23 protein-coding genes and 1 pseudogene are annotated in these 22446 nt (G+C 42.0%); 8 read left to right on the top strand and 16 right to left on the bottom strand.

Annotation, left to right across the window (positions count from 1 at the left end; all coding sequences use genetic code 11):
- Positions 1-70: 70 nt before the first annotated feature.
- From AC58QO_RS00550 to AC58QO_RS00530, 5 genes are all read right to left on the bottom strand, one after another.
- Positions 71-250, bottom strand: coding sequence for a hypothetical protein (locus tag AC58QO_RS00550; protein WP_497263060.1), 180 nt, complete (start codon positions 248-250; stop codon positions 71-73).
- A 74-nt stretch (positions 251-324) separates the two neighbouring features.
- Complete coding sequence (locus AC58QO_RS00545) at positions 325-732, bottom strand: nuclear transport factor 2 family protein (RefSeq protein WP_497263058.1); 408 nt, start codon at positions 730-732, stop codon at positions 325-327.
- A gap of 48 nt (positions 733-780) precedes the next feature.
- Complete coding sequence (locus AC58QO_RS00540) at positions 781-1533, bottom strand: SDR family NAD(P)-dependent oxidoreductase (protein WP_497263056.1); 753 nt, start codon at positions 1531-1533, stop codon at positions 781-783.
- Between the two features lie 195 nt (positions 1534-1728).
- Positions 1729-2652 (bottom strand): helix-turn-helix transcriptional regulator, encoded by a 924-nt coding sequence (locus AC58QO_RS00535; RefSeq protein WP_497263054.1) that lies wholly within the window; start codon positions 2650-2652, stop codon positions 1729-1731.
- Between the two features lie 476 nt (positions 2653-3128).
- Positions 3129-3578, bottom strand: a complete 450-nt coding sequence (locus AC58QO_RS00530; RefSeq protein WP_497263052.1) for a VOC family protein — start codon at positions 3576-3578, stop codon at positions 3129-3131.
- A 797-nt stretch (positions 3579-4375) separates the two neighbouring features.
- Here AC58QO_RS00530 and AC58QO_RS00525 point away from each other — a divergent pair.
- From AC58QO_RS00525 to AC58QO_RS00505, 5 genes are all read left to right on the top strand, one after another.
- Entirely contained in the window at positions 4376-4837 is a 462-nt protein-coding gene (locus tag AC58QO_RS00525; RefSeq protein WP_497263050.1) for a hypothetical protein, read from the top strand.
- Between the two features lie 440 nt (positions 4838-5277).
- Positions 5278-6609 (top strand): spore germination protein, encoded by a 1332-nt coding sequence (locus AC58QO_RS00520; RefSeq protein ID WP_497263048.1) that lies wholly within the window; start codon positions 5278-5280, stop codon positions 6607-6609.
- 28 nt (positions 6610-6637) lie between these two features.
- Entirely contained in the window at positions 6638-7738 is a 1101-nt protein-coding gene (locus AC58QO_RS00515; RefSeq protein ID WP_497263046.1) for a hypothetical protein, read from the top strand.
- A complete protein-coding gene (locus AC58QO_RS00510) occupies positions 7735-8829 on the top strand; it encodes a Ger(x)C family spore germination protein (protein WP_497263044.1) in 1095 nt (364 codons plus the stop codon). The genes AC58QO_RS00515 and AC58QO_RS00510 overlap by 4 nt, the downstream gene beginning before the upstream one ends.
- Complete coding sequence (locus AC58QO_RS00505) at positions 8826-9974, top strand: cation:proton antiporter (protein WP_497263042.1); 1149 nt, start codon at positions 8826-8828, stop codon at positions 9972-9974. The genes AC58QO_RS00510 and AC58QO_RS00505 overlap by 4 nt, the downstream gene beginning before the upstream one ends.
- Positions 9975-10058: 84 nt before the next feature.
- On the opposite strand, the gene AC58QO_RS00500 is transcribed toward AC58QO_RS00505, so the two are convergent.
- The 8 genes from AC58QO_RS00500 to AC58QO_RS00465 all read right to left on the bottom strand — a co-directional run bounded on the left by AC58QO_RS00500 (position 10059) and on the right by AC58QO_RS00465 (position 16959).
- The gene (locus tag AC58QO_RS00500) at positions 10059-10250 is read right to left on the bottom strand and encodes a hypothetical protein (RefSeq protein WP_497263040.1); all 192 of its coding nucleotides are present in this window, start codon (positions 10248-10250) and stop codon (positions 10059-10061) included.
- An 89-nt stretch (positions 10251-10339) separates the two neighbouring features.
- Positions 10340-10945, bottom strand: coding sequence for a pentapeptide repeat-containing protein (locus AC58QO_RS00495; protein ID WP_497263038.1), 606 nt, complete (start codon positions 10943-10945; stop codon positions 10340-10342).
- Between the two features lie 52 nt (positions 10946-10997).
- Complete coding sequence (locus tag AC58QO_RS00490) at positions 10998-11420, bottom strand: MarR family winged helix-turn-helix transcriptional regulator (RefSeq protein WP_497263036.1); 423 nt, start codon at positions 11418-11420, stop codon at positions 10998-11000.
- Positions 11421-11893: 473 nt separating this feature from the next.
- The gene (locus AC58QO_RS00485; RefSeq protein WP_497263034.1) at positions 11894-13357 is read right to left on the bottom strand and encodes a putative glycoside hydrolase; all 1464 of its coding nucleotides are present in this window, start codon (positions 13355-13357) and stop codon (positions 11894-11896) included.
- Between the two features lie 326 nt (positions 13358-13683).
- Complete coding sequence (locus AC58QO_RS00480; RefSeq protein ID WP_497263032.1) at positions 13684-14277, bottom strand: GNAT family N-acetyltransferase; 594 nt, start codon at positions 14275-14277, stop codon at positions 13684-13686.
- Positions 14278-14415: 138 nt separating this feature from the next.
- Entirely contained in the window at positions 14416-15042 is a 627-nt protein-coding gene (locus tag AC58QO_RS00475; protein WP_497263030.1) for a GNAT family N-acetyltransferase, read from the bottom strand.
- A 446-nt stretch (positions 15043-15488) separates the two neighbouring features.
- Entirely contained in the window at positions 15489-15860 is a 372-nt protein-coding gene (locus AC58QO_RS00470; protein WP_497263028.1) for an SET domain-containing protein, read from the bottom strand.
- A gap of 13 nt (positions 15861-15873) precedes the next feature.
- On the bottom strand, positions 15874-16959 hold the full coding sequence (locus AC58QO_RS00465; RefSeq protein WP_497263026.1) for a CotH kinase family protein: 1086 nt from the start codon (positions 16957-16959) through the stop codon (positions 15874-15876).
- Positions 16960-17113: 154 nt separating this feature from the next.
- On the opposite strand from AC58QO_RS00465, the gene AC58QO_RS00460 reads away from it, so the two are divergent.
- The 3 genes and pseudogenes from AC58QO_RS00460 (at position 17114) to AC58QO_RS00450 (ending at position 18770) form a co-directional block, all read left to right on the top strand.
- Positions 17114-17683 carry a hypothetical protein gene (locus AC58QO_RS00460; RefSeq protein ID WP_497263024.1) on the top strand — a complete coding sequence of 190 codons (570 nt, stop codon included), beginning with the start codon at positions 17114-17116 and terminating at the stop codon, positions 17681-17683.
- Between the two features lie 417 nt (positions 17684-18100).
- Positions 18101-18248: pseudogene (locus tag AC58QO_RS00455) on the top strand (YmaF family protein); the annotation flags it as partial.
- A gap of 327 nt (positions 18249-18575) precedes the next feature.
- Positions 18576-18770, top strand: a complete 195-nt coding sequence (locus tag AC58QO_RS00450; protein WP_497263022.1) for a hypothetical protein — start codon at positions 18576-18578, stop codon at positions 18768-18770.
- A 174-nt stretch (positions 18771-18944) separates the two neighbouring features.
- On the opposite strand, the gene AC58QO_RS00445 is transcribed toward AC58QO_RS00450, so the two are convergent.
- The 3 genes from AC58QO_RS00445 to AC58QO_RS00435 form a co-directional block, all read right to left on the bottom strand.
- Positions 18945-19832: a serine/threonine-protein kinase gene (locus AC58QO_RS00445; protein ID WP_497263020.1), complete on the bottom strand. Its 888-nt coding sequence runs from the start codon at positions 19830-19832 to the stop codon at positions 18945-18947.
- A gap of 312 nt (positions 19833-20144) precedes the next feature.
- Complete coding sequence (locus AC58QO_RS00440; RefSeq protein WP_497263018.1) at positions 20145-21530, bottom strand: beta-propeller fold lactonase family protein; 1386 nt, start codon at positions 21528-21530, stop codon at positions 20145-20147.
- 323 nt (positions 21531-21853) lie between these two features.
- Positions 21854-22423, bottom strand: a complete 570-nt coding sequence (locus AC58QO_RS00435; RefSeq protein WP_497263016.1) for a dihydrofolate reductase family protein — start codon at positions 22421-22423, stop codon at positions 21854-21856.
- Positions 22424-22446: the final 23 nt, after the last annotated feature.

Below are 22446 nucleotides of genomic sequence, written 5' to 3'. Positions count from 1 at the left end.
CGATCCCTTCGCTTGCGAGCCGGCCCTTTTTGAACATGAATATGCTATCGATCTATCGCAGCCGCGTATACTATTCGACGATGAACTTGCCCCAGAAATCAACCTTCAATGATTTTGCAATCACGTCTTCTACTTTCAATTCCGGAACATGCACATTAACTACAAGATCGGCTTGCAGCGGATTAATAAACCTACGTCTAACGTGCCATGAAGTGCCTCGAAGGACGCTGACAATTCGAATTCTCCACATTCGTCCAAGGATCCTTCGATACTTGCCTGCTCTACAAGGTAAATACTTTATCGAAAGCTTCCATAACATAGTTTTCATCTGCCCATAACAGCAAACGAATCCATATAGTCTCTCCAATAAACTATTTTTCGATCTTTAACCGTTACTATTGAGCAAAATCTATTATCGTAAGGCTTACCGGAGTATGGTTCGATTCCGTGGACCTGATATTCCATAACAATAATATTCTCTCCCTGCACTTTATAAACTTTTAGATGATCGGCGCTATTTAATTTAGTACCATAATTACTGAACCAACTCATATATGTCGAGCGACCTTCCATTCTGTTTGGAAATCCTGGAATGTTGTATAAAAAATCAAATACGGCATCATCCGCAACAGCATCCCAAAAGTATTCCCCATCAACTTCACCTTTAAGTCCTTCCATAATGATGTTAAAAAATGGTTCGGCATTTTTAAATCCAATAGGCTGCTTTTCCATGTTATACTCCTTTTTAATTACTCGCGAACACCCTTGTGAGACTTGTATTTACAAACTTAAATAAGGGAAGATTGGGTCTCTCAGTTCAAACTGATTCGTGTAACCGTCGACAATTCCTACTACCTTGTCGCCATCATAGAGCTTCAGGAGCAGCTCGGCCATCTGTGCAGCGGTATGAAACTTCGGAAAGACACTCGAGTACTCGAAATGTTCAAGGTCGTAAAAACGCTTCGCAAATTCTGTCTCGGTTGTAGATGGGGCGAGAACCTTTACCTTCATGCGAGCCCCCTTACCCGCTAATTCTTGTGCCAACCCCTCGGTAAATGCACTGACATAAAATTTGCTTGCGCAGTATGTGACTGTATCGCCAATGATGGTATAACCGCCAGCCGAGGAAATATTAATCAGCTGTGTTCCTTCCACGCTGGCATAGTCATGGACAAACAGCGAGCTTAGTATCGTGAGGGCTTCTATGTTTAGATGCAGCATTTGCTGGATTTTGTCCAAATTTTGGTCTCCGACGGAAGCGCCATTTCCTAACCCCGCATTATTGATCCACGTTTCAATCTCATACGTTTTCAAACTTTCATATAGTGAGAAAACATTTGCGGCGATAGAGAGGTCTGTCGCATGAATGACGATGTCAACGTCGGTATGAAGTTGCTGAATGCGAGAGCGAAGCTCATCCAAATTCTCCTTCCTACGTGCAGTAAGTATCAAGTTCTTGCCACGCGCAGCGAAGGCGAGCGCAGTTTCATACCCAATGCCAGAACTGGCTCCTGTTATTACGGTGTATTTCATTAGTTCTCCTCCTTTTTGTTTTAACACGCTCTAAGATTATCATATATAACTGGACAACAGCGTGTCATATTAACTTCATTTTTTTCGTATTTTTATTCTTTTACCATTTGGATGAAAATCTGTTCAGCGCTTTTGTAAAATGAGTTTATGTCAGCATCCAGTTTGATTCGGTCCGGTAAATTCGTTCTCTTTGATCTATCGATTTTCGTCTATCCGATTCAGATTTTGCATGATTACCTCCATTTTGCCTATGACAGTATCTCGCAGACTTTGAGGTTCTATCGATTCAATAACCGGACCGTAAGAGAGAAGATAATTTGAAAGCCAATCCCCTCTAGGCATAGATGTAAGAACCGTAAAAGATCCATCTTCGTGTTTCGTTATTTCTTTTTCATTGAAGTCATCGTAAACTCTATACGCCCCTGCTGGTGATATTTTTAGCCGAATATCAATGAATTCAAGAATGTGATTATCTTCCGATTCAGCCGTGGACTCACCCGGTGTTCTTTGCTCGAATACATCGTCGGTGATTTCGATATTAGCCATACGAGATATTTTGAACGTTCTGTAGGCTTTTTTATCGTAGCAATACGCTTTCAAATACCATGCCTTATCCTTAAAAATTAGCTTCATCGGCTCAACCCTGCGCATGCTTTTCGTACCCGAAGTATTAAAATATTCGAGCGTAATGATCTGCTTTCTGATAATTGCCATTTTCAGCTCGTTGAATTTTTCTTTATTTCTTTCCTCGCTTCCCCACGGGGAAAAATCCACTTCAATCCAATTGAAATCGCTCTTCTGGAAAAAATTGCTCAGTCGTGAAAGCACAAAATCAATATCCGGATATTGCGCCGCCGAGAGATTTTGCAGTGCAAGCAATATTTCATCCTGCTCTTTATCTGAGAGCACCGACTTATTTAATACAAAGTGATCAAGGATAACAATGCCTCCGCCTTTGCCCTGACTCGTATAGATCGGTATACCGTTACTGCTTAATGTTTGGATATCGCGATATATGGTTCTAACCGACACTTCAAAACGGTCTGCAAGTTCTTTCCCCGTGCTTTCTTTTTTATCAAGCAAATAATAAACAATACCGAAAAGTCTACTGATCTGCATAAAAGTCACCCCATTCAAGTGCATAGCTTCTCGAAATAATTAGTCCCTTACTTGCACTAGCCTCGCGGCCTAGTGCATTTTTTCGTTTAGCCTCAACAGCTCAGAAGTCAAAGCTTTGTTACGATTATCGCGTGTATCTGCTATTCCTGGACCCATTGGTAGTGGAACTATTGTGCGGACCAAGCTCCGTTCTAAAACTTGAAGTGGTGTCAAGAAAATCCACCCATCTTAAAAGGTTGGCTAATTCGAGACATAATAAACTGTTTGAGGTATTGTCATTTGAGCGAGTTTTATGTCTTAAGAAATTGTTCCGTTAAACTGTCCGATAGTTGAGAAGGCTGCCGATCAAAAATCATCGGCAGCCTTCTCTTGATATGTCATTGAATATAGTTCTCCGTTAGCCTAACGCCGTAAGAGATTAATTATTGCCATGATATATTGATGGTGGATTTCCAAAAACATCCGTTCCCGATTTATTACTTGAGCTGCTCGCTCAACCCGACGATGATGCCTTCGGGACCGCGGATGTAGGCGAGTCGATTCGTGTCCCCGTATTGCACCACTTCGCCGACCAGTTCGGAACCATGGGCAAGCAGGCGCGCGACCACGTCATCGATGTCATCGACGGCGAACATGATGCGACGGATCCCGAGTTCATTCACTGGAGCCTTCTCGGGCCCAGTTCTGATCGCATCCGGCGTGTGGAACTTGTCCAGCTCGATCCGTCCGTGGCCGTCCGGAGTGCGCATAAACACGAGGGTGGCACGGACGTTCTGAAGGCCAATGAGACGATCTACGGAGGGGCCCTCGACGGTCGTTTCGCCCTCCAACTCGAATCCGAGTTGGAAAAAGAAGGCTTTAACGGCTTCGAGGTCGTCAACTACGATGAGGACGTTGTCCATTCGTAGTAATTTATTTTTTGTCATAGTCTTATCTCCTTATGAATTAAAAGTCATAATCTCTATTTAAAGCTTTCCTCAATTAAGCTTATGTCTAAGCGTCTCTGTCAAAGTTACGCATAACGACTTACGGACTTCGTTGGTAATCCCCGCCATTATCATTCCCTCATAATTATGGTAAATTCACCCATGAATATAATACGATACACGTTCGCTTGTAAAGAAGATATTTTAATTATCACCACGCATAACTGCCCGTTAGTGTGGAAACGTTAACCGATCCTCTTGCCCTGCTGCCACGTTTTCTTCCATATAGTTATCACTCTTATGTTCACCCTTAAAATGAAAGTGCTCATGATAAATACCATAACATGCTTACCAACTTACCGCTTTTTTTATAAAAAATAGAAAAATTTTTGTTCAAAGGTAGTTTAAGCAAATCGTAATTCAAATCTTTCGGTAACTCTTGGATTACCTCGACTGCCTTTCACGGTTTTTGTAGAATGAGCAACCCCTCAACTATCGTTTTCCGTTAGATGAATGGCCACCAATGTGAGAAGGTGTGGTAAAGGGAAATTGATGTTTTGATATCTTTGAGTTCTTACAAGAAGCCTAATGGTTTGCATAGTCTTTGAAATATGCACACGAAAATACGGAAATTCATTGTGTCACTCGACTCGCGGATACATACATTGTACAGAACAGGATTGCAAGTACACACACAAATTTATAACTCCGCAGAGAGCGAGAGATCTGCCCCCCCCCAGGTTACTTAGGAGCTCCTTACATGTAATCCTCATTTGGCAAAAAGGAGAGACTACTTATTGGGAACTACACAAATAACTAATGTTAGTTTACCTTCTCCATCAAAATGGTGGATAAACACTACTGTTGCTGGTAGACCGGACTTGTCGGGTACAATTATCATTAACTCAATTACAAATAACGGGATAGTAGCTACGATTAATATTAGGGGAACACCACTTCCAATTCACGGTTATTGGGATGAAATCAATAAACAAGTCACATTTGATTCACCCTATGCAAGTTACTCAGGCAACTTAACCATGTTTGATGACTCCTCCATCAAAACTAGGCATTATATTTTAAGAGGAAGCCTTCTGAAGAAACCTCCTTCCATACAGGCAGGTGAATATGGAACTTGGATTGCTACAACTAATATATGTATGAACCAACTTAACATTGGCGAGAAGCAATACAACAATCAATTACCTCCTGTTGGAGCCTTTGTAACATCTTACTACTTAGGAAGTAATTGCTCCTAATTTGGAAATTGCATGGCAATTTTAAGCTTTATAAACTCTAAGAAGACTTTTATCAATCTTAATCGCCGCACGCTGCTTTACCACTTTTTGTGTAACGGTTCACAGCGCTGTCTGTAACAAGCAAGTTTTGAAGAAAACTACTATCATCATTTCGTTGTATCGTACAAAAGGATCCCGACATTACTTTCCAATTAGTACAAATGGCTGCCAAAGCGTTCGCTTTTTCCACAAAAACAGGAACTATGATGGGATCATAGTTCCTTTTGAATCTTAAATCGAAAGTAAGAGATTAGTAAAGGCTGTCCTAATTTCAAATATGCCTTCGTTCTCCGCTAGACTCACTCCTCCATCCACTTATGACCTCTAAAACCATCGTTATGTTTGAGCAATTCCCAAAAAGGACAGGATGGTAAGAAGACCACAAGTAAGGATGCTGTTCCATGACTGAAACTCTCAAAACTCTTATCAAAAATCAATTAGGTTCTTCGAGTGACTTGAAATCGGATTGCATGCATGTCCAGGGTATTGAGCTGGAACTCATTTATTTAGATAGCATTTGTGATGAAAAGAACATCAAAGATGATCTTGTCCGTCCAATTTTGGCGTTTACAAGTAAAGATGAAATTGATAACTATCTCACATCACTTCCCGGTGTTGTAAAACCGGACGATGATCCGGGTGTCATAACCAAATTGATGAGCGGTCATGTCTGTGTGTTCGTTGACAATGAGCTCATTTTTTTTAGCGCGAACAAAATTGTAAATAATGAACTTGGGGATTCCAGCACAGAAACTGCCCTTTATGGATCCCAACATTCGTTCAGCGATGACTTGAAAACGAATATCAATCTGCTTCGACATCGCTATCCCTCAACTCATCTTATTTATGAAAACGCGAAGGTCGGCCAATTGCCGCAAACTGAGATTGCTCTGATTTATGACAGTCAATTTGTTGATAAGGAAGTATTGACTGATATTCGTGGAAGGCTTGCTTCTGTCAAACCAAATGTTATTCTTTCGGCTACGCATCTTCAGAAACTTCTTACGGGACGTAAATTTTCTTTATTTCCCGTGATGATGATTACAGAAAGACCGGACCGGGTCGCGTTAAATTTGACGCAAGGCAAAATCATCATACTTGTCCAGGGCTCCGGGTATGCTTTGATCGCTCCGGCTGTTTTTTACGATTTCATCTCTTCTATGGATGATGTATTTCAACTTTATTGGATAAGTGCATCTATGGTGGCCCTTCGATATATAGGCATTTTTATAACCGTGCTCCTCCCTGCCCTCTATATTTCCATGGTCTCCGTTGATCCCGAATTTTTTCGTGTACAGCTTGCCCTTACAATCGCCGGCAGCCGAGAGGGTGTCCCCTATCCATCGTATATTGAAGTTTTGATCATGATGTTCTTGACGGAGGCCTTAATTGAAGCAAGTATTCGTCTGCCTAAATCCATTAGTGCGGCAGCAACTACAGTAGGCGGATTGATTCTTGGACAAGCTGCCCAACAGGCCAATCTGGTAAGCAGCATCATGATTATCGTGACATCCGCCATTGCCATCGCCAATTTTGTCGTTCCGATCAATGCGATGAGCTTTGCGATCAGAATCATGAAATATCCTTTTGTCCTATTAGCGAGTTGCTTTGGCATTATAGGTGTTGTTGTCGGCTTATTTGGTATGATCATTTATCTGAACGATTTGAAAAGCTTCGGCAAGCCTTACTTGAAAGTATTTATCGACGAAAAGGAAAAATTCGGAAAAACGTAATAGATAGATGGGAAGAAGGATCGATTTCATGAATCGTTATGCTTTTTATGTTTTCTGGTGTAATATTCTGACCGTTGGCGCTTTATTTACCCTCACCTATTTGATTGAAAACAGATTTGATGGCAGCATATTAGCGGTAGTGCTCTGTACGATTCCAGGCTCCATTTTCCTTCTCTCCATGTGCAGGTCATTAGGTTATTTTCCAAATCAAGGTCTCCCTGTAATATTTCGGATGTATATGCCAGCTTGGGTCAGAACTCCACTCTTGCTCTTTTTTTCAATCATGACGATATCCAAAGGTTGTCTCATTCTAGGCTACACGGCTTCTTTCGTGAATCAATATCTCCTTGTACGAACAAGTCCGAGCATTTTCATTGCATTTTTCTTTCTTGCTGCAGCCTGGGGAGCCACTAGATCAAGTAAGACGGTCTTAAGTACGTTAGAAATTGTTATTTTTATGACGACACCTTTCATCTACTTTGTCACAATAAAAGCCATTTATAGTCATGGATTCGAGTGGAATGCAGTTAGAGCTATGGCTGATTATGCTTTCATACTGCCGAAATGGAATCTGGTCACCACAGCGAATATTATTTTCTCCGGATTTGTGGGCTTAACGATATTTAATCGAACAATCCCCAGCAAAATAAATGGAAAATTTTATACGCTGATCCTCTTCTTAAGCTTACATTTTGTGTGCGGTTTATTTATTATTTCAATCGGCTATCATGGTACGGTCGGGGCAGGAGATTATTTGAACCCAGGTTTGAGCGCTATTGATGACATGCCTATAGAACTTGGACTCTTCGAACGCGGTCTTCTTATTTACTTAATTACCATTGTTTTCCTTTTTATTATGTACGCGACGATTACGTTCCATGTTGGCATTGAACTGTTGAAAGGATGTTTTAAACTGGAATCGCCCAACAAGCCACGTAAGGAACAACTCATTTCCTGGGTAACAATCACCCTATATGCCCTACTTACGATGCTCCTTTATTACTTCTTCACCATAAAAGAAATTTTTAAATACACCATCACATGGCTAGATGCTAGGTTTTTTACCGAGCTGCTTCTGGTCGTAATCGTCGCGGTGTTTGCTTGGATGAAAAGGCGGCGCAGCCTATGAGCATCCCTCGGTTACTTCTCCTCCTCTCTGCATTGTCTTTACTATCGGGCTGCTCCTTCAAGGATATCGATAAACGAATTTTTGTCATGGCCATTGGCATCGATAAATCGGATGAAGAAAATAAACCTTTCCGAGTGTCTTTAAAACTGGCTTTGCCTTCCCCAAAATCGGAACCTGGCGGGAGTCACACTCAAGTTGTTAGCGTCAATGGTGAATCAATATCAAGTGCAGTCAGACTGATCATCGCTAAAGTCCCAAAGCAGCTTGATTTTAGCCATTCGTCCATCAGTATAGTTGGTCAAACCTTGGCGCTTGAGAATATTCAAGAACCTCTAGATTTCTTATCACGCAGGACAGATATTCCAAGTTTAGGGGTCATAGCTATGGGAAGTCCCAATGCGGAAGCTGTTCTGAAAATGAATATAAAATCCGAAAAATCGCCAGGAAGCGATTTGAATTTAAGCTTTTCGGAAAAAGGAACGCGATCACCGTTAACGATTAACGAATATTTATTTGATTTTTACCGGCGAACGACGGAAAAAGGCATGGATCCGTTTTTACCCGTCATTGAGCCTGAGAAAGATACACATAACATCAATAAGGTTGCAATGTTGGATAAACAGAAAGTGAAAACGATCCTTATGGACCCGGTTGAATCGCGTGTTTTTAATGAGCTGCTCAATCAGTATCCATTTTTTGATATCAATACAAAAGTAGATGAAAAACCTCTCGTTTTAGGAATTCGAAAAGTGAAAAGAAGCTTTACTATCGATACCAGCGATAAAGATAAGCCTGTGATTCGTGTCGATGTCAATATGAGAGGAAGTGTAGAGCAATCCGCAGTAGGAATATATGAAGACGATTGGAACAAATTAGAACAAACTGCTGCACAGGGTGAGATCATGAAATATACAAATTTGCTGAAAAAGTTACAAAAGAATGATGTCGACCCGCTCGGCTTCGGCTTGCTTTATAGAGCTACTAGGCATGGAAGAGAGAAGGACTGGGAAGAGTGGCAAGCTATTTATCCCAAAGCTACCTTTGATGTTCAGGTCAAAATAGATATACAAGGGACGGGAGCTCTCAAATGACCTTATATCTCGAATTGCTGATCATTTTATTAGCTACTAAGCTGGCCTCGGATCTAAGTGTACGACTTGGCCAGCCTGCTGTATTAGGGAAGCTCATCGTGGGCATTATTTTGGGACCGGCTGTACTGGGTTGGGTTGAGAGCGGAGAATTGATCGATGAGCTGAGCGAAATCGGCGTATTGCTGCTCATGTTTATCGCAGGTCTGGAAACCGATCTGCAGGAGCTGCGCCGTAACCTCACCTCCTCCTTCGCGGTTGCGTTTGGCGGGGTGCTTTTCCCGTTCGCAGGCGGCTATATCACTGGAATAAGTATTGGATTCACGACATCGCAAGCCATGTTTCTTGGTTTATTGTTAAGCGCAACGTCCGTCAGTATTTCGGTGCAGGTGCTGAAAGACTTAAACCGGCTTAATAGCAGGGAAGGTACCACTATGCTTGGCGCTGCTGTCATCGACGATGTGCTGGTTGTCGTGTTGCTCGCCGTCCTCCTAAGTATGATGGGAGGGTCAGATGTCTCGCTCTCTGCAGTCTTGCTCAAGAAAGCGCTGTTCTTTGGGGGCATACTCCTATTAGGTTGGAAAGTCGTTCCGTGGATCATGAGATGGTTAGCACCACTTCGTGCGACCGAAGCCATCATCAGCGCCGCGTTGATCATTTGCTTTTTGTTCGCTTATCTCGCCGAGTATCTGGGTGTTGCGGGGATGATCGGGGCTTTCGCGGCTGGTATCGCCGTATCACAAACGAAATATAAGCATACCGTGGAAGAAAAGCTTGAACCGATTGCCTATGCGATTTTTGTTCCCATCTTTTTCGTTAGTATCGGCTTATCTGTCACGTTGGAAGGCGTTGGCCGCCATCTCTGGTTAATTATTGCTCTGACCGTCATCTCGATTATTACCAAATTGGTTGGCGGAGGCCTTGGAGCCAAATTGACCGGTTTTAGTTGGCAATCTTCTTTCGGGATAGGCTCTGGCATGGTTTCCCGCGGCGAGGTTGCCCTCATCATTGCTGCAATCGGACTAGACTCAGGATTGCTGGATCCCTCTTACTTCACACCTTTGCTTATCGTGGTGATCTTGACCACGTTAGTGACGCCGCCTTTGCTGAAGCTGGCTTTTGGCGGGAAGAAGCCTCAAGAAGAGTGAATATCAAAATACAAAGACCAGTCTTACACGTTATTTCGTGTGGTGGACTGGTCTTTGTTTATTAATGTCGAATAATTATTTATTTCAATCTTTCTGAATACCAGCTGGAAGCCTGGACTCAATGAGTTGTTTCAGTTGTTCAAAATCTTGCTTCGTCGCTGGAACTTTATGCGGCTTCAACTTAACGGCCAGCTGACCGCCGACCTCGATAGTTGCCAATTCAGCATCATCTCGATCGGGGTTCAAAGGCTTCAACGTAAGAAATGGTTTAATCATGCTTCGGCGGTTTAAAAACCTTCCGCGGCATTCTGCTCCCCTTATTCTGAACTAACGTGTCCCGTTAGAAGGATGAGACCGATAGTCATTTAATTCATTTTTGCACCATGCGAAAGTGTAAACAACACTGCTTGCTCTGTATCCATTCGTAACCCCTTGAGTGTGAGGGATTTGAAATCCACACCATCCATTTTAGCTCCCCTTACATCGGCTCCCTGTAAATTCGCTCTAGCTAGCATTGATCTCGTAAGATTACAATTTCTTAAGTCAGCTTTTTCTAAATTTGCTTCGGTTAAGTCAGATTCATAAAATTTAATTCCTCGCAAATCTTGCTTAACCAGTCTGGCGTTTCTCATATTCGTATAAGACCAATCTCCTTGGAATATGGTGATTCCATCCATATTGGCACTGGAAAAATCTGAACCCGTCATTTTGCAGTTTTCAAACTTTGACACAAATAGATTGGCTTCGGCAAAATTACAATTCTCAAACGCAGATTCTTTATGAACGGAGCTATTTAACGAGGCACCCCGAAAATTACATTCAACGAAACGGCAGTTCCTCGTTGTAATTTCCTCTAACGATCCGTTAGCAAATGTGCAACGATGAAAAGTGCAACTTATTAGCTCACCATACCTCAAATCTTGATTACAAAAGTCTATTCCTTCATAATTTTGATTGATATGCTCAAACATGATAATCCTTCTTTCTTGATAGTTGATATATCAACTATTGGGTGTACGCAAATCATTTTTTCATATTATCTCGCATCTTAATTAGAAGCCTGCGTAATTCATTCATTTCTTCAAGTGAAAAACCAGTTTCAAGTACATTAATAGTTCCTGAAATACAAGGTATTACATTTGTAGCTAAGCTCTTACCTTTATCTGTTAATGATACTTTAAAGAAACGACGGTCATAACTATTAGTAATTCTGTGCATTAGACCTTTAGTTTCAAGGCTCACAATCATCCGAGTGATGCTTGATTTATCTTTTCTTAAAGCGAAAGCAATCTCACCCTGAGACAACCCATCTCGTTCATTGAGCAAAACAATGATAAAGGCTTGTTCAGGCGTAATATCATACGGAGCTAAACTTTTAGTCATGTGCATAGATATCTCTAATTTGGCATCATGAATTAAGACAGCAATATTATCGAGTAAATCCATTTTGTAATCACATCCCATAACAGACTATACCAAAGTAGTTGATAAGTCAACTAAACCAATGGTTATTTCCATATATTTAGTGTGAATTATTGAGCATAACTGCCCGTCCCAATAGCACAATAGGCTGCACGCGGCAGCCTATTTACGTTTGTTCATCTATAGTTCCTCGTTAGCGTAGCCATTCTACTCAATATCTATAGAAATAAACTCAGTAACTTTTTTTGGAAAATCATCAGGAAACGAACCACAAATTAAATCTTTCGTTTAATAGCAAAAAGAGACTCTCAGCAACGGGCTGAGAGTCTAAGTTTATATTTTAAAAGGGGGTCGACTTTTATTATATGCTTAATTCATTAATGTCACATGAATATAAGATTTCAATTTCGTGACAAATTACTTAACTCTCGTTCTCCATGATGGGCGTCAATAAAGGGTAAGCTCTCATCTAAAGCCTGCCCTTGATTTAACTCTTTTTACGGGAGATAGGAAACCCCCTCTGAATACGAATTATTAGCATTCCATATCAGGTATTCCCGAACCCCCGCGTCGCTCAAAGCTCTAATTTGCTCATTCACTTCGGCCTTACCGTACTTGATGTAATTGCCAGCGCCCAGCCAGCTTGCAGTGAAATCTTGAATCCACGGCCGCGAAAGAGGCGGCTTCTGCATCTCGCCGAACTTCTTCTTCTCTGCCTTCATATATTCGGCGACAAGGCGATAAGGCTCTTTATCAGGCTTAGGTATGCCGAAATATCCGTCCGACCAGTGACTTGGATAAATCATCGATGAAATGACATCCACAGAGCTTGATATGCGGTTAAAATTTTGCCCAATCCCTGGCGCTTCCGGCAGCGTAGCCGAGTAGCCGAAAATATCGACGGACACTTTGACGCCGTATGGACCCAGCTGCTCCTTCGCGTAAGCGACAAAGTCGCTGACCGCATCCACGCGAAGCTGCGTTAACCTTGATTTCTCGCTGAAATCTGGTGCTTTAGGTGCCTCTTTTTTCAGGTCTACTACGCTCTTCTGCGCATCATCCAGCCCTTTCTTGTTTGCATCCGTCTTATCTGCATTGTACGTATTCGTGGCCTCAGTCAGCTTGATTTGCAAAGCAGCCATATCCGCTTCATATATTTTCGAAGCTTCGGCATATGTTTTTTCCTCTTCCTTAAATTTTGACGGCTTCTTTTCTTTATAGTCACCCATCGAATAGGTCAATGATTTATCTCGGCTTTCGAAGCCTTCTGGGAAGCGTACGTAGTCGAATTGAATCTCTTTGAACCCAAGCTCTGCCGCAAGTTTAGCGACATCAACATTATGCTCCCACGTTTCTTTCAGAAACGGGTTAATGAACCCGTCACCATTTCCGTTACGCCAAAGGCTGCTGCCATCCACATACGAAAGATCTGGGCGTTTTTTTGCAAGAACCGTATCTTTAAAAGATACAATACGCGCAATCGGATAAATGTGATGCTCCTCCAACAATTTCATAAGTGCCCCAGGATCGCGGATGTAAGGCTGGCCGAATTCGGCAAGCTTCCCGTTCGGTTTGAACGTAATATAGCCATCATCATCCTTGATGTCGATCACCATCGCGTTGAGATCGGTGCTGTCTACAAGCGACAGCAGTTTGGGCATGCGAGCACCGCCAGCCGACCAGCCAGTTACATAAATACCGCGCACTGCATCGGGATACTCGTACTGTACAGGCGGATCAAATGCAGGTGCCTGACTAGGCGCAGGCGTGCTCGATGACGCTGGCGGCGACACCGTAGGCTCGGGCGTATGCGCCGGCGCGGCAATCGGCACTGCCTCTGTTGCGACCGGAGACGGCTGCTCCGATGGATTTGGCGACTCGACTACGACATCCGATGATGAACAAGCGGACAATGCGAGTACCAGTGAAAGCATAATCCCGCTAAGCCAATCTTTCCTCATGCTGTTCTCCCCCTCATAACGGCAATTCGGCCTTTGTAATTGAAGTATTCAGGGGGAGAGGAAACTATGCTTGATTACTAGGTACATCCAGAAGTGTTATCCCTAATATGCCACTAGACTTCCCAACCTCCTTACTAAAAATGGTTTAAATAATTCGCAATTTGCTTCTGGTCCGTCAGAGACGGCTAGAAATTGAAACAGCGACATTTAAGGACGAGAAAATTAAGTCCTAGACTGTCGCTGTTTCATTCAACTATTGTTATCCGTTAGCTTAATGAAGAACAAATCGGACCGAGGGCCGAAAGGCCCGAAGCGTGAATATGGTGTTATCTGATGCCAGGGCCTGCTTCGAAATTACTTACAAATTCTTCTTTAATAATTGAATATAACTTTACATCATGAAAACTGTTTTTTGCTTTAACATTTCTCCTTAATATCCCTTCAAATATCATCCCAGACTTCTCCATCACTTTCTGAGATCCAACATTATCAATTAAGCATCTACCTTGTATTCTTACTAAACCTAAGTTATTAAATCCAAATTCTATTAATTTTTTTAAAACTTCGGTCACTATGCCCTTATTCCAATATAAATTTGATAATATGCAACCTACTTCTGCATTGAGATTCGTATTATCCCAGTGAATAAACCCACAATCTCCAATAAGCTTTTTTGACGCCTTTTCTTCTATTCCCCAAAGCCCGATTTTCTGAGTTTCATATTGATTTAGAAAGTATTCTATCAATAACTCAGTGTCTTCCATGCTTTTATGAACATCCCAACTCGTATATTGTGATACTTCAGGAATCGAAGCATAACTATATATATCTTCAAGATCTGAATGCTTTATCTGTCTTAATATAGTCCGTTCGGTCTCGAGAATTGGGAAAGGCTCAAAGTGATCTTGAATTGCCATCATGGATTCACCCCATAGAAATTTTATCTTGAAATATTCGTGAAGTGATTAAACTATCCTGCCCGTTCACAACAGGCCACCGAGTTTATCACCGGCAGCCTGCTAGATTTTTTATATTGAGTATCGTTATCCGTTTACTCGTCAAGGCCGATTACGTGTAACATCGAGACGCATCCGTAGCAGGGGTCCGCCGTTTGAGTTGGCGACACCGATGACGACGAACCCTACCGATTCATAAAACGCCTTCGCGTGTTTGGTGGACACCTCTATACGCAAACCGCGACGTGCAATGTCAGAGATCAGCGTACTGGCAACGCCTTGTCTCCTATAGTCAGGATCAGTGAACAGATCCTCGAGTTCGAGGAAGTCGTCGACCTGACGCGTTGATGCGAAGCCGACGACCCGCCCGTTAACAACAGCAACATTCGCGAACGGCAGCATCGCGACGTCCCACACGAGCCACTCGGGATGAGCGGCGACTAGCTGGTGGTCGGCTTTGTTTGTCAGCGAAGCTCGGCGATAGACGTCACGTATCGTGTCGACGTCGCCCGTGACCGCGCTCCGAATGACGAGGTCAGACGATATGAATCGTGAGGTCGGCAACCCATCGTCAAACTGATGAATCCACTCTCCTTCTCGCTTGAGGTTTTCGATCCTGTCTCGGATCAACTCGGCGATTTCACTCTCACCCTCTCCATCAACTAAAGCTTTCTCTAATGCTTTAATCTCGATTGAAATGATAAATCGCTTAAGCTCAGCCACATTCATAGTGAACGCTCCTCGTCCGACGGTTAGACCGTCACAGTATACTTGATGTATATGTATATTATCACTGAGCAAGTTTAGTCTATCGAGCTGGCGGTAGCGCCGATCCTCTTCGGCAGCCCCATGGGTAAATCCTACTCAGTTCTATTTCATTGAGCAAATCAATTTGCTTAAACGAGTTTGGCAAAATAAGTATCACATTGATATCAATCTTCCAAGTTTCCCCATGGTATCCCCGCTTCGCTGCGGCAATATTCCATATTTCCAATCCATATTTTGCTTCAATAAACTGTTTTAACTGACTAATATAGGCATCATTACGATACTTTTCAAAAAAATAATACAACACTCCCTGCCTATTCGTTCCTCAACTAACCTTCCAAATTAAAAAGCCATCCTTTGCGGAATGGCTATTTCTTGTAAGATTAGACTAACTGTTTCAGTTTGTGTTAATCGATAACCTTAAACCACAATGACGATTGGTCCTTTGGGTCTCCATTGTAATTAATCAAAATCTCTTCACCCGCTTTAATTTCCTTATAGGCAAAGAAGTCGATAGTTAAATTATTTTTATTCGATAAATATCTCGCATTGGGAGTGAAAGAGTGATTGTATAAAGCACCGTATCCTAGAACGATAGCTTTATCCTCGCCCCATCGGAAAATATAGTTTTTGAGTACGCTTTCCCTCATTTCTTCCCATTCGTTTTTGGAGATAACGATAATCGGGGCTGACTCAATTAAATCACCTTTTTTAAAGCTTTCGGTTGCAAAAATTCCTCTTCCAGATTTCCCTGTATTTTTCATTTCAATTTTTTCCAACGTACTCCCTCCTTTATTCAAGATCCTTTAGATGCTTTCGAAGATAACCGTTGCGCTTTTCAATGAAGCGAAAGATAAATTCAGGCTCACTATTAAATAGCGAAATGGATTCTTTTTTAAATGGATCTAAAGAAATATAGGGATTTAATTGCTTATGGAGATTTGTCACCATAGGTTCTATCGCGTTAACCGTAAATTTCGTTTCTAAAACTTCTTCCATAATACGACGGTATTGCTGCCGTATTTCCTTTACATCCAAAAGGCGTGCAGTGAGTGTATTATATCCTTGAATCGGAACCGCATAATATTCCATTATTTCGCCATTCCAATTTCGTCCCCAAGTAGCGTCATAATCCCATGGGATCATCTGATATAATCTCGTCTCTTCATTTCGAAATATAGAATAGTTGTGAATAAACCCATCGTAGTTTTGTGTACAGACTGCCCCGCATAGCCACAATAAATAATTATTGATATCCATATCCTTCTTCATAGCTTCACCAAATTGGTCTCGGTTAATTGTATTTATGTTTACAATAAACCTTTCTAAATTTAGTTTATCCTTATCACTACCCATTTTTTGAAAATATCCAGACAAAAGGGAAGGTTTTGGCTTTTCCTTCGGTGTTAATAATGAAAAATTCGCATGATAGATTGTGGCATAAAAAATAGGACCTGGAGGAAGTTTTCTTTTTTGTAAAAAAAAATCATCCACCGATTCAAGTTCTAGATAAATTCCCTTTGTCTCCCCATTTAATTCAAGAAAAACATGCTTACTATTTGGAGCAAAACTCCCAATGCTCTGGAAAAAATCAAAAGAAAGCTTGTTGCGTATTAAAGATGGATCTCGGTATTCAGCATTTAAGTGTATCTCACGTCCAGCAAATTCTTCTTTATATGACCTAAAGTCGATGCTATAGGATTTTTTTCGAAATTTACGTGTATGATCGCCCCGATATGATATCCCAATCTCATAAGGAATGTTGTCTACAATTAATTTGGATGAAACAGGGTCATCTCTCCATACATCGTTATTTAGTACCTTAAGATCTTTCGGCTCAATCGTTATACCATAAGTAGGAATAGCAGTATGTTCCATTCAATCATTCCCTTGCTTTTTTTATATCTTATGAGAAAGTAAGTGGAGTTGATAATAAATCTGGACATATCACTAGAACAAATAAAAATCGATTTACATAAGATACAACACCTTGATTTACAAGGATAATTTTCCGAAAGGTGGTCAAGTCAATATGGGAGAAACACAAATATTAGATTTAATAAAACAAGCTCAAGATGTCGGGTTAGATGAGTTCTTAGTTCGAAATCCCGTGTCAAATAAAGGTACGGGTGGTACTGGAGGTACCGGTAAAGGTACGGGTGGTACTGGTAAAGGTACAGGTGGTACTGGCAAAGGTACAGGTGGTACTGGCAAAGGTACGGGTGGTACTGGCAAAGGTACGGGTGGTACTGGCAAAGGTACAGGTGGTACTGGCAAAGGTACGGGTGGTACTGGTAAAGGTACGGGCAAAGGTACGGGCAAAGGTACGGGTAAAGGTACAGGTAAGGGTACAGGCAAAGGTACAGGCAAAGGTACAGGCAAAGGTACAGGCAAAGGTACGGGCGGTACGGGTAAAGGTACGGGTGGTACTGGCAAAGGTACGGGCGGTACGGGTAAAGGTACGGGTGGTACGGGTAAAGGTACGGGTGGTACGGGTAAAGGTACGGGTGGTACGGGTAAAGGTACTGGCGGTACGGGTAAAGGTACGGGTGGTACGGGTAAAGGCACGGGTGGTACGGGTAAAGGTACCGGCAATAGTTAGATTAAGAATAAGATAAAAGTAGGCAATAAAGTTGCCTGCTTCATAACCATCTCAAGTTTCGTCACAGTTGATTGTGGTCAAACGTTGCAACTTGGGAAACTTCTCGAATAACTTGCCGTTACAGATAGTACAATTCTCCGTGTTATCTGTAACGGCAAGTTAAACCCTAACCCTAGCCCCATGCTGCTACCATAATAGAGAACACCCTTGCTTGCATTGGGCCAATAATGGCAACGTTACCGAAATTGCCTGAATACATATATGTATTCACAAAAAAATCTGAAGAACGCTTATGATTGCCTAGCACTTATATGAATATGCCTTAATAGGATGTTGTGAAGTCAACATAAAAAGGCAATGTAAACGATGCAGAAGAAAAAACTACAATAAAAATGAAAACACGGCCCTGGTGCACTTGAAGGTAGTACGAAACTGGCTGAACAAGGCGCAGACCGCCACAACCATCGCTTTGTAGGAGTTACATGTTACAGGTCAAACTACACTAAATGATGGTCATGTTCACCAAATTAACTTCGCTACATTGATTCAAGCACCTCTGGTTTAAGAAACAAATGAATGTGAAGCGAATGGTCAAGTTGATAGATCAAAAGCAGCCTTCCATTTGACGTGGAATGAACTGCTTTTTTTCTTTATCTAATGCTTTGTCAATTTCGAAGATCCAATTCAAAAATACGCTCACTGAGGCTTATAGTGGTCATCTAGGCATAAAAAAAGCACCCGCGTTGGGAGTACTTAGTTCTTGATATTGACTTCCATACCGACAGCCTCGTTTTTGTTGAGTTATAGTTACTCGTTAGCGTAACGATGATCTTGTTGTGGATAAATTATCAAGCATGATATAATTATAAAAAATGGAAAGAAGGGATAAACGATGAACGCAAAAACAAACCTTCGCCACCAACGTTTCAACACATTTCATAATAAACATAATCAACGAGTAGCAGAGTTTCATAAACGTCACGCTACTCAAATCGCGAACGGGGATAATGGAAATAGTTTATTAGCAAGATGGGAAAGATTTCTATATAACAAAGCACTAGATATTTTGAAGATATTTAAAAAATAATTTATTTGAGACTGTTCCTAAGTGATATGCTCCCCAAATAGTAGACAGGTGAAATAATAATAACCTGCTGCTATGAGTGGAGCATATCAAAGCGGAGCAGCCTCTTTCATTTTTCAAGTTAATAACCTCCAATAACTTAATGACAAAGGGAGCTGCTGCCGCGAAGCAAGCCCCTCAATCAACTGCTGAGTCCCATGCTGCCTTAAATTCAGATACACTGGAATACCTAAATCCCCTATCTTCATTCACTGCCTTTAGAGCAACCTCATAAAACCCCCTTCCAGCCTCCCATTTCGCAAATGAACGGTCAATCTTACCACCTAATAGAGCAAACGCCATCAAACCCATCGTATACACGTTGGAGCGTTCATCAATCTCAGCACCCAAAATAAATTCTTCAGGGCTCATAAAACGTGAGGTTCCAGAAGTTCGTGATTGAAACAAATTTCCCACTTTGTTGTAGAAAGGTTTCTTTTGGTATAGATCAATATCGCATATTTTAATTTCGTTTCTTACAGAATCGTATATTAGACTTCCATCAAAAAAATCGATGGCAACAAAGCCTTTACTTTCTACAAACTCATGGAACGAAAAAATACGATCTAATGCAACCAGCCTTTGTTCGACGGGTAGATGTTTAAATCTATAGAATGGGGAATTAGGATCCAAGTATTTGGCGGGAGATGGAAAAGAATAATGCGGGTTAAGCGTTTCACCATCAAACCATTTGAAAATGGTTGCGTATCCGAAGCTGACTTCAATATGATCCATCAATTCAATCAGGTAGGGATGTCTTAATTCCTGATACACTTTTACGGCAGCCCTTAGGTTTTCAATCGGAACTTGGGTATTGCCGTAGAAGTTATTGATCATTTTTGCCCCTGCGTATTTGATAAAAAGTTTCTCGCCGTTTTTTTCAACACCAAAGCTGACGTTTCCAGAATCCTGTTGGTCAAAAACTCGAAATACTGTCCCCAATTTCTTTAGCCACTCAAAGTCATGTTCCTCTTGTAATTGAAACGATACATCATCAATTTGGATTGTAACTGGACTTTTTGCCATGTGCCACCTCCGCTATAGTTAGTTGAAGCTTTAGCTCTAGTCGCCTATTCCTTCTTTCATGTCCAATGACGGATCCAGCTGGAAAATACTATGCTACACCAAATTTTATCATTATTACGAAAGATAAATATAGGTGACTTTAGTTATAACTATAACTAAGCGTTGTACATGGGGGCTCCATATTCGAAATGCCTCAGCATATAGCAGTTCCCAAGGCATCATCATATTGTTAATGACAGTTCTCCATATAATCTTCGATTAGCAGTCCAACGGGATGCAACAGTTCATACGAGGTTTACGTTTCTTTGAATATTAAGGGTTCACAGCGACACTTCTTGGATTTGATCCTACTGGAATCGTATCTACAACCGTATTGGTAATTCCGTTAATAACGGAAACATTGTTACTGCTAAAGTTCGCTACGTAAATCGCGTTTGTTAAAGGATTGACAGCGACACCGAATGGCTGTGATCCCACGCCAGGAGAAGCCATAACCGCATTCGTAGCCCCGTCTATAACGGAGACAGTGTTGCTGTTGCTGTTTGTTACGAAAATACGGTTCGTATTAGGATTGGCAGAGACACCTTCTGGATTTAAGCCTACTGGAATCGTAACTACAACCGTATTTGTTATTCCGTTAATAACGGAGACATTGTTGCTGTTAAAGTTCGCTACGTAAATCGCGTTTGTTAAAAGATTGACACCAACATCTCTTGGATTTACTCCCACAAGTGGAGAAACAATAACTGTATTCGTAGCCCCGTCTATAACGGAGACAGTGTTGCTGCCTTGGTTCGCTACGTTAATACGGTTCGTGATCGGATTGACATCGACACCAAATGGATTTCCTGCTACTGGAATCGTAGTTACAACCGCATTCGTAGCTCCATCAATAACGGAGACATTGAAGCTGTTTCTGTTTGCTACGTAAATACGGTTCGTATTGGGATTCACAGCGACACCTAATGGAAGTTGTCCTACTGGAATTGAAGCAATAACCGTATTTGTTATTCCGTTAATAACGGAGACATTGTTGCTGGTTGCGTTTGTTACGTAAATACGGTTCGTGTTAGGATTCACAGCGACGCCGACAGGCTGTAATCCAACTGGGATGTTCGTAATGATGCTATTTGTAAACCCGTTAATAACGGAGACAGTGTCGGCAAATTGGTTTGTCACATAAATTCGATTAATAGAAGTAGGAATAGTAGGACTTGCCGGTCCTGTTGCGCCAGTTGCGCCAGTTGCGCCCGTCACGCCAGTTGCTCCTGTTGCTCCTGTTGCGCCAGTTGCACCTGTTTCACCTGTTTCTCCTGTTGCGCCTGTCGCTCCTGTCACCCCAGTTACTCCTGTCGCTCCAGTTGCGCCCGTAACGCCAGTTGCTCCTGTTTCACCTGTCGCACCCATAGCTCCTGTAGCTCCTGTAGCTCCTGTCGCACCCGTCGGACCTATCGGATCTTCAGGAAATTCGATTTCAATTTTTCCTCCATTGTAAAGTTCAATTTCAATTTCCTCGACCTGAATCCAATCAATGACTTCTACAAAATCCTCAAGTTCGGATTCTCTTTCACTTGAGTCAACATCTTCTTCGAATTTCAACTTAAATTCGACACCATTAAAATACTCGATTTCAATTTTTTTGATATTAGTAATATCTACATCTATTATTACATCTATCAACTGAGCAAGTTTACTCAAAATCCCAGCACCTCCCTTAATTCATCATACGTATTCCTATCATATTTGTTTGGACTTAATGGTAATAGAATAGTAACACCCAATAAAATTCCTTTGACATAAAGTAAGATGCGGAGAATCAAAGAAAGAGTAAAACCCTGGCGTACTCCTCAAATAAAAAACGCTACCAGTAGTAGCGCGGGATCATCATATAGTCTGTATATTGCCTTCCTCAAATCCTGTTCTGTCGCTGGACAGCGCTCAATACTTAAGCAACCAAAGTAGGAGCGCAACAGGCTCCTCAACTATCGTTTTCCGTTAGTGGAACACCTTGTACGGCACGGCTATTTCTCCAACTCATAGCGGGCCGCGATAATGCCCGACTTGAGCATTCGGCTGGACAGCAGCTTGAGCCTGATTTTCTCACCGTCGCCGTGGAATGCCGATTTTCCGCCGCCCAAGATGACTGGACAAATCGTCAGCAGGAATTCGTCGATCAGGCCGAGCTCAAGCAACGTCTTCGCCGCCCCCGGACTGCCGAAGATAACGAGATTTTTGCCAGGCTGCTCCTTGAGCGCCTTGATTTCCTCTGCGATATTATCCTTGATCAGCATCGTATTGTTCCATTCGACATTTTCCATAGAGCCGGAAATGACGATCTTCTTAACATCCTGCAGCCATTTGGCATGTTCCATACCATGCCTCGACGCATTCGGATTGTCCAACACCGTGGGCCAGTAGCTCTCCATCATCCGATACGTCGTGCGTCCGTATACGGGAGATCCGACTTCGGCTACGACCTCCTCGGCGTATTTCTCTAATTCCTCGTTGTACGGAATCCAATCTAGTCCTCCGTTCGAATCCGACGCATACCCATCCAGCGACACATGCATGAACAATACGAGTTTTCTCATGTTTGATTCTCCTCCGATTTCGA

The organism is Paenibacillus sp. J31R30 (genome assembly GCF_059692115.1).
This window is presented reverse-complemented; position numbering and strand designations above follow the sequence as displayed.

Coding starts and splice junctions, on each gene's coding strand:
- AC58QO_RS00450 (WP_497263022.1), top strand. CDS start 18,576: ATGAACGCAAAAACAAACCTTCGCCACCAACGTTTCAACACATTTCAT.
- AC58QO_RS00435 (WP_497263016.1), bottom strand. CDS start 22,423: ATGAGAAAACTCGTATTGTTCATGCATGTGTCGCTGGATGGGTATGCG.
- AC58QO_RS00550 (WP_497263060.1), bottom strand. CDS start 250: ATGTGGAGAATTCGAATTGTCAGCGTCCTTCGAGGCACTTCATGGCAC.
- AC58QO_RS00505 (WP_497263042.1), top strand. CDS start 8,826: ATGACCTTATATCTCGAATTGCTGATCATTTTATTAGCTACTAAGCTG.
- AC58QO_RS00510 (WP_497263044.1), top strand. CDS start 7,735: ATGAGCATCCCTCGGTTACTTCTCCTCCTCTCTGCATTGTCTTTACTA.
- AC58QO_RS00490 (WP_497263036.1), bottom strand. CDS start 11,420: ATGGATTTACTCGATAATATTGCTGTCTTAATTCATGATGCCAAATTA.
- AC58QO_RS00515 (WP_497263046.1), top strand. CDS start 6,638: ATGAATCGTTATGCTTTTTATGTTTTCTGGTGTAATATTCTGACCGTT.
- AC58QO_RS00500 (WP_497263040.1), bottom strand. CDS start 10,250: ATGATTAAACCATTTCTTACGTTGAAGCCTTTGAACCCCGATCGAGAT.
- AC58QO_RS00460 (WP_497263024.1), top strand. CDS start 17,114: ATGGGAGAAACACAAATATTAGATTTAATAAAACAAGCTCAAGATGTC.
- AC58QO_RS00495 (WP_497263038.1), bottom strand. CDS start 10,945: ATGTTTGAGCATATCAATCAAAATTATGAAGGAATAGACTTTTGTAAT.
- AC58QO_RS00520 (WP_497263048.1), top strand. CDS start 5,278: ATGACTGAAACTCTCAAAACTCTTATCAAAAATCAATTAGGTTCTTCG.
- AC58QO_RS00540 (WP_497263056.1), bottom strand. CDS start 1,533: ATGAAATACACCGTAATAACAGGAGCCAGTTCTGGCATTGGGTATGAA.
- AC58QO_RS00485 (WP_497263034.1), bottom strand. CDS start 13,357: ATGAGGAAAGATTGGCTTAGCGGGATTATGCTTTCACTGGTACTCGCA.
- AC58QO_RS00465 (WP_497263026.1), bottom strand. CDS start 16,959: ATGGAACATACTGCTATTCCTACTTATGGTATAACGATTGAGCCGAAA.
- AC58QO_RS00445 (WP_497263020.1), bottom strand. CDS start 19,832: ATGGCAAAAAGTCCAGTTACAATCCAAATTGATGATGTATCGTTTCAA.
- AC58QO_RS00535 (WP_497263054.1), bottom strand. CDS start 2,652: ATGCAGATCAGTAGACTTTTCGGTATTGTTTATTATTTGCTTGATAAA.
- AC58QO_RS00545 (WP_497263058.1), bottom strand. CDS start 732: ATGGAAAAGCAGCCTATTGGATTTAAAAATGCCGAACCATTTTTTAAC.
- AC58QO_RS00480 (WP_497263032.1), bottom strand. CDS start 14,277: ATGATGGCAATTCAAGATCACTTTGAGCCTTTCCCAATTCTCGAGACC.
- AC58QO_RS00530 (WP_497263052.1), bottom strand. CDS start 3,578: ATGACAAAAAATAAATTACTACGAATGGACAACGTCCTCATCGTAGTT.
- AC58QO_RS00475 (WP_497263030.1), bottom strand. CDS start 15,042: ATGAATGTGGCTGAGCTTAAGCGATTTATCATTTCAATCGAGATTAAA.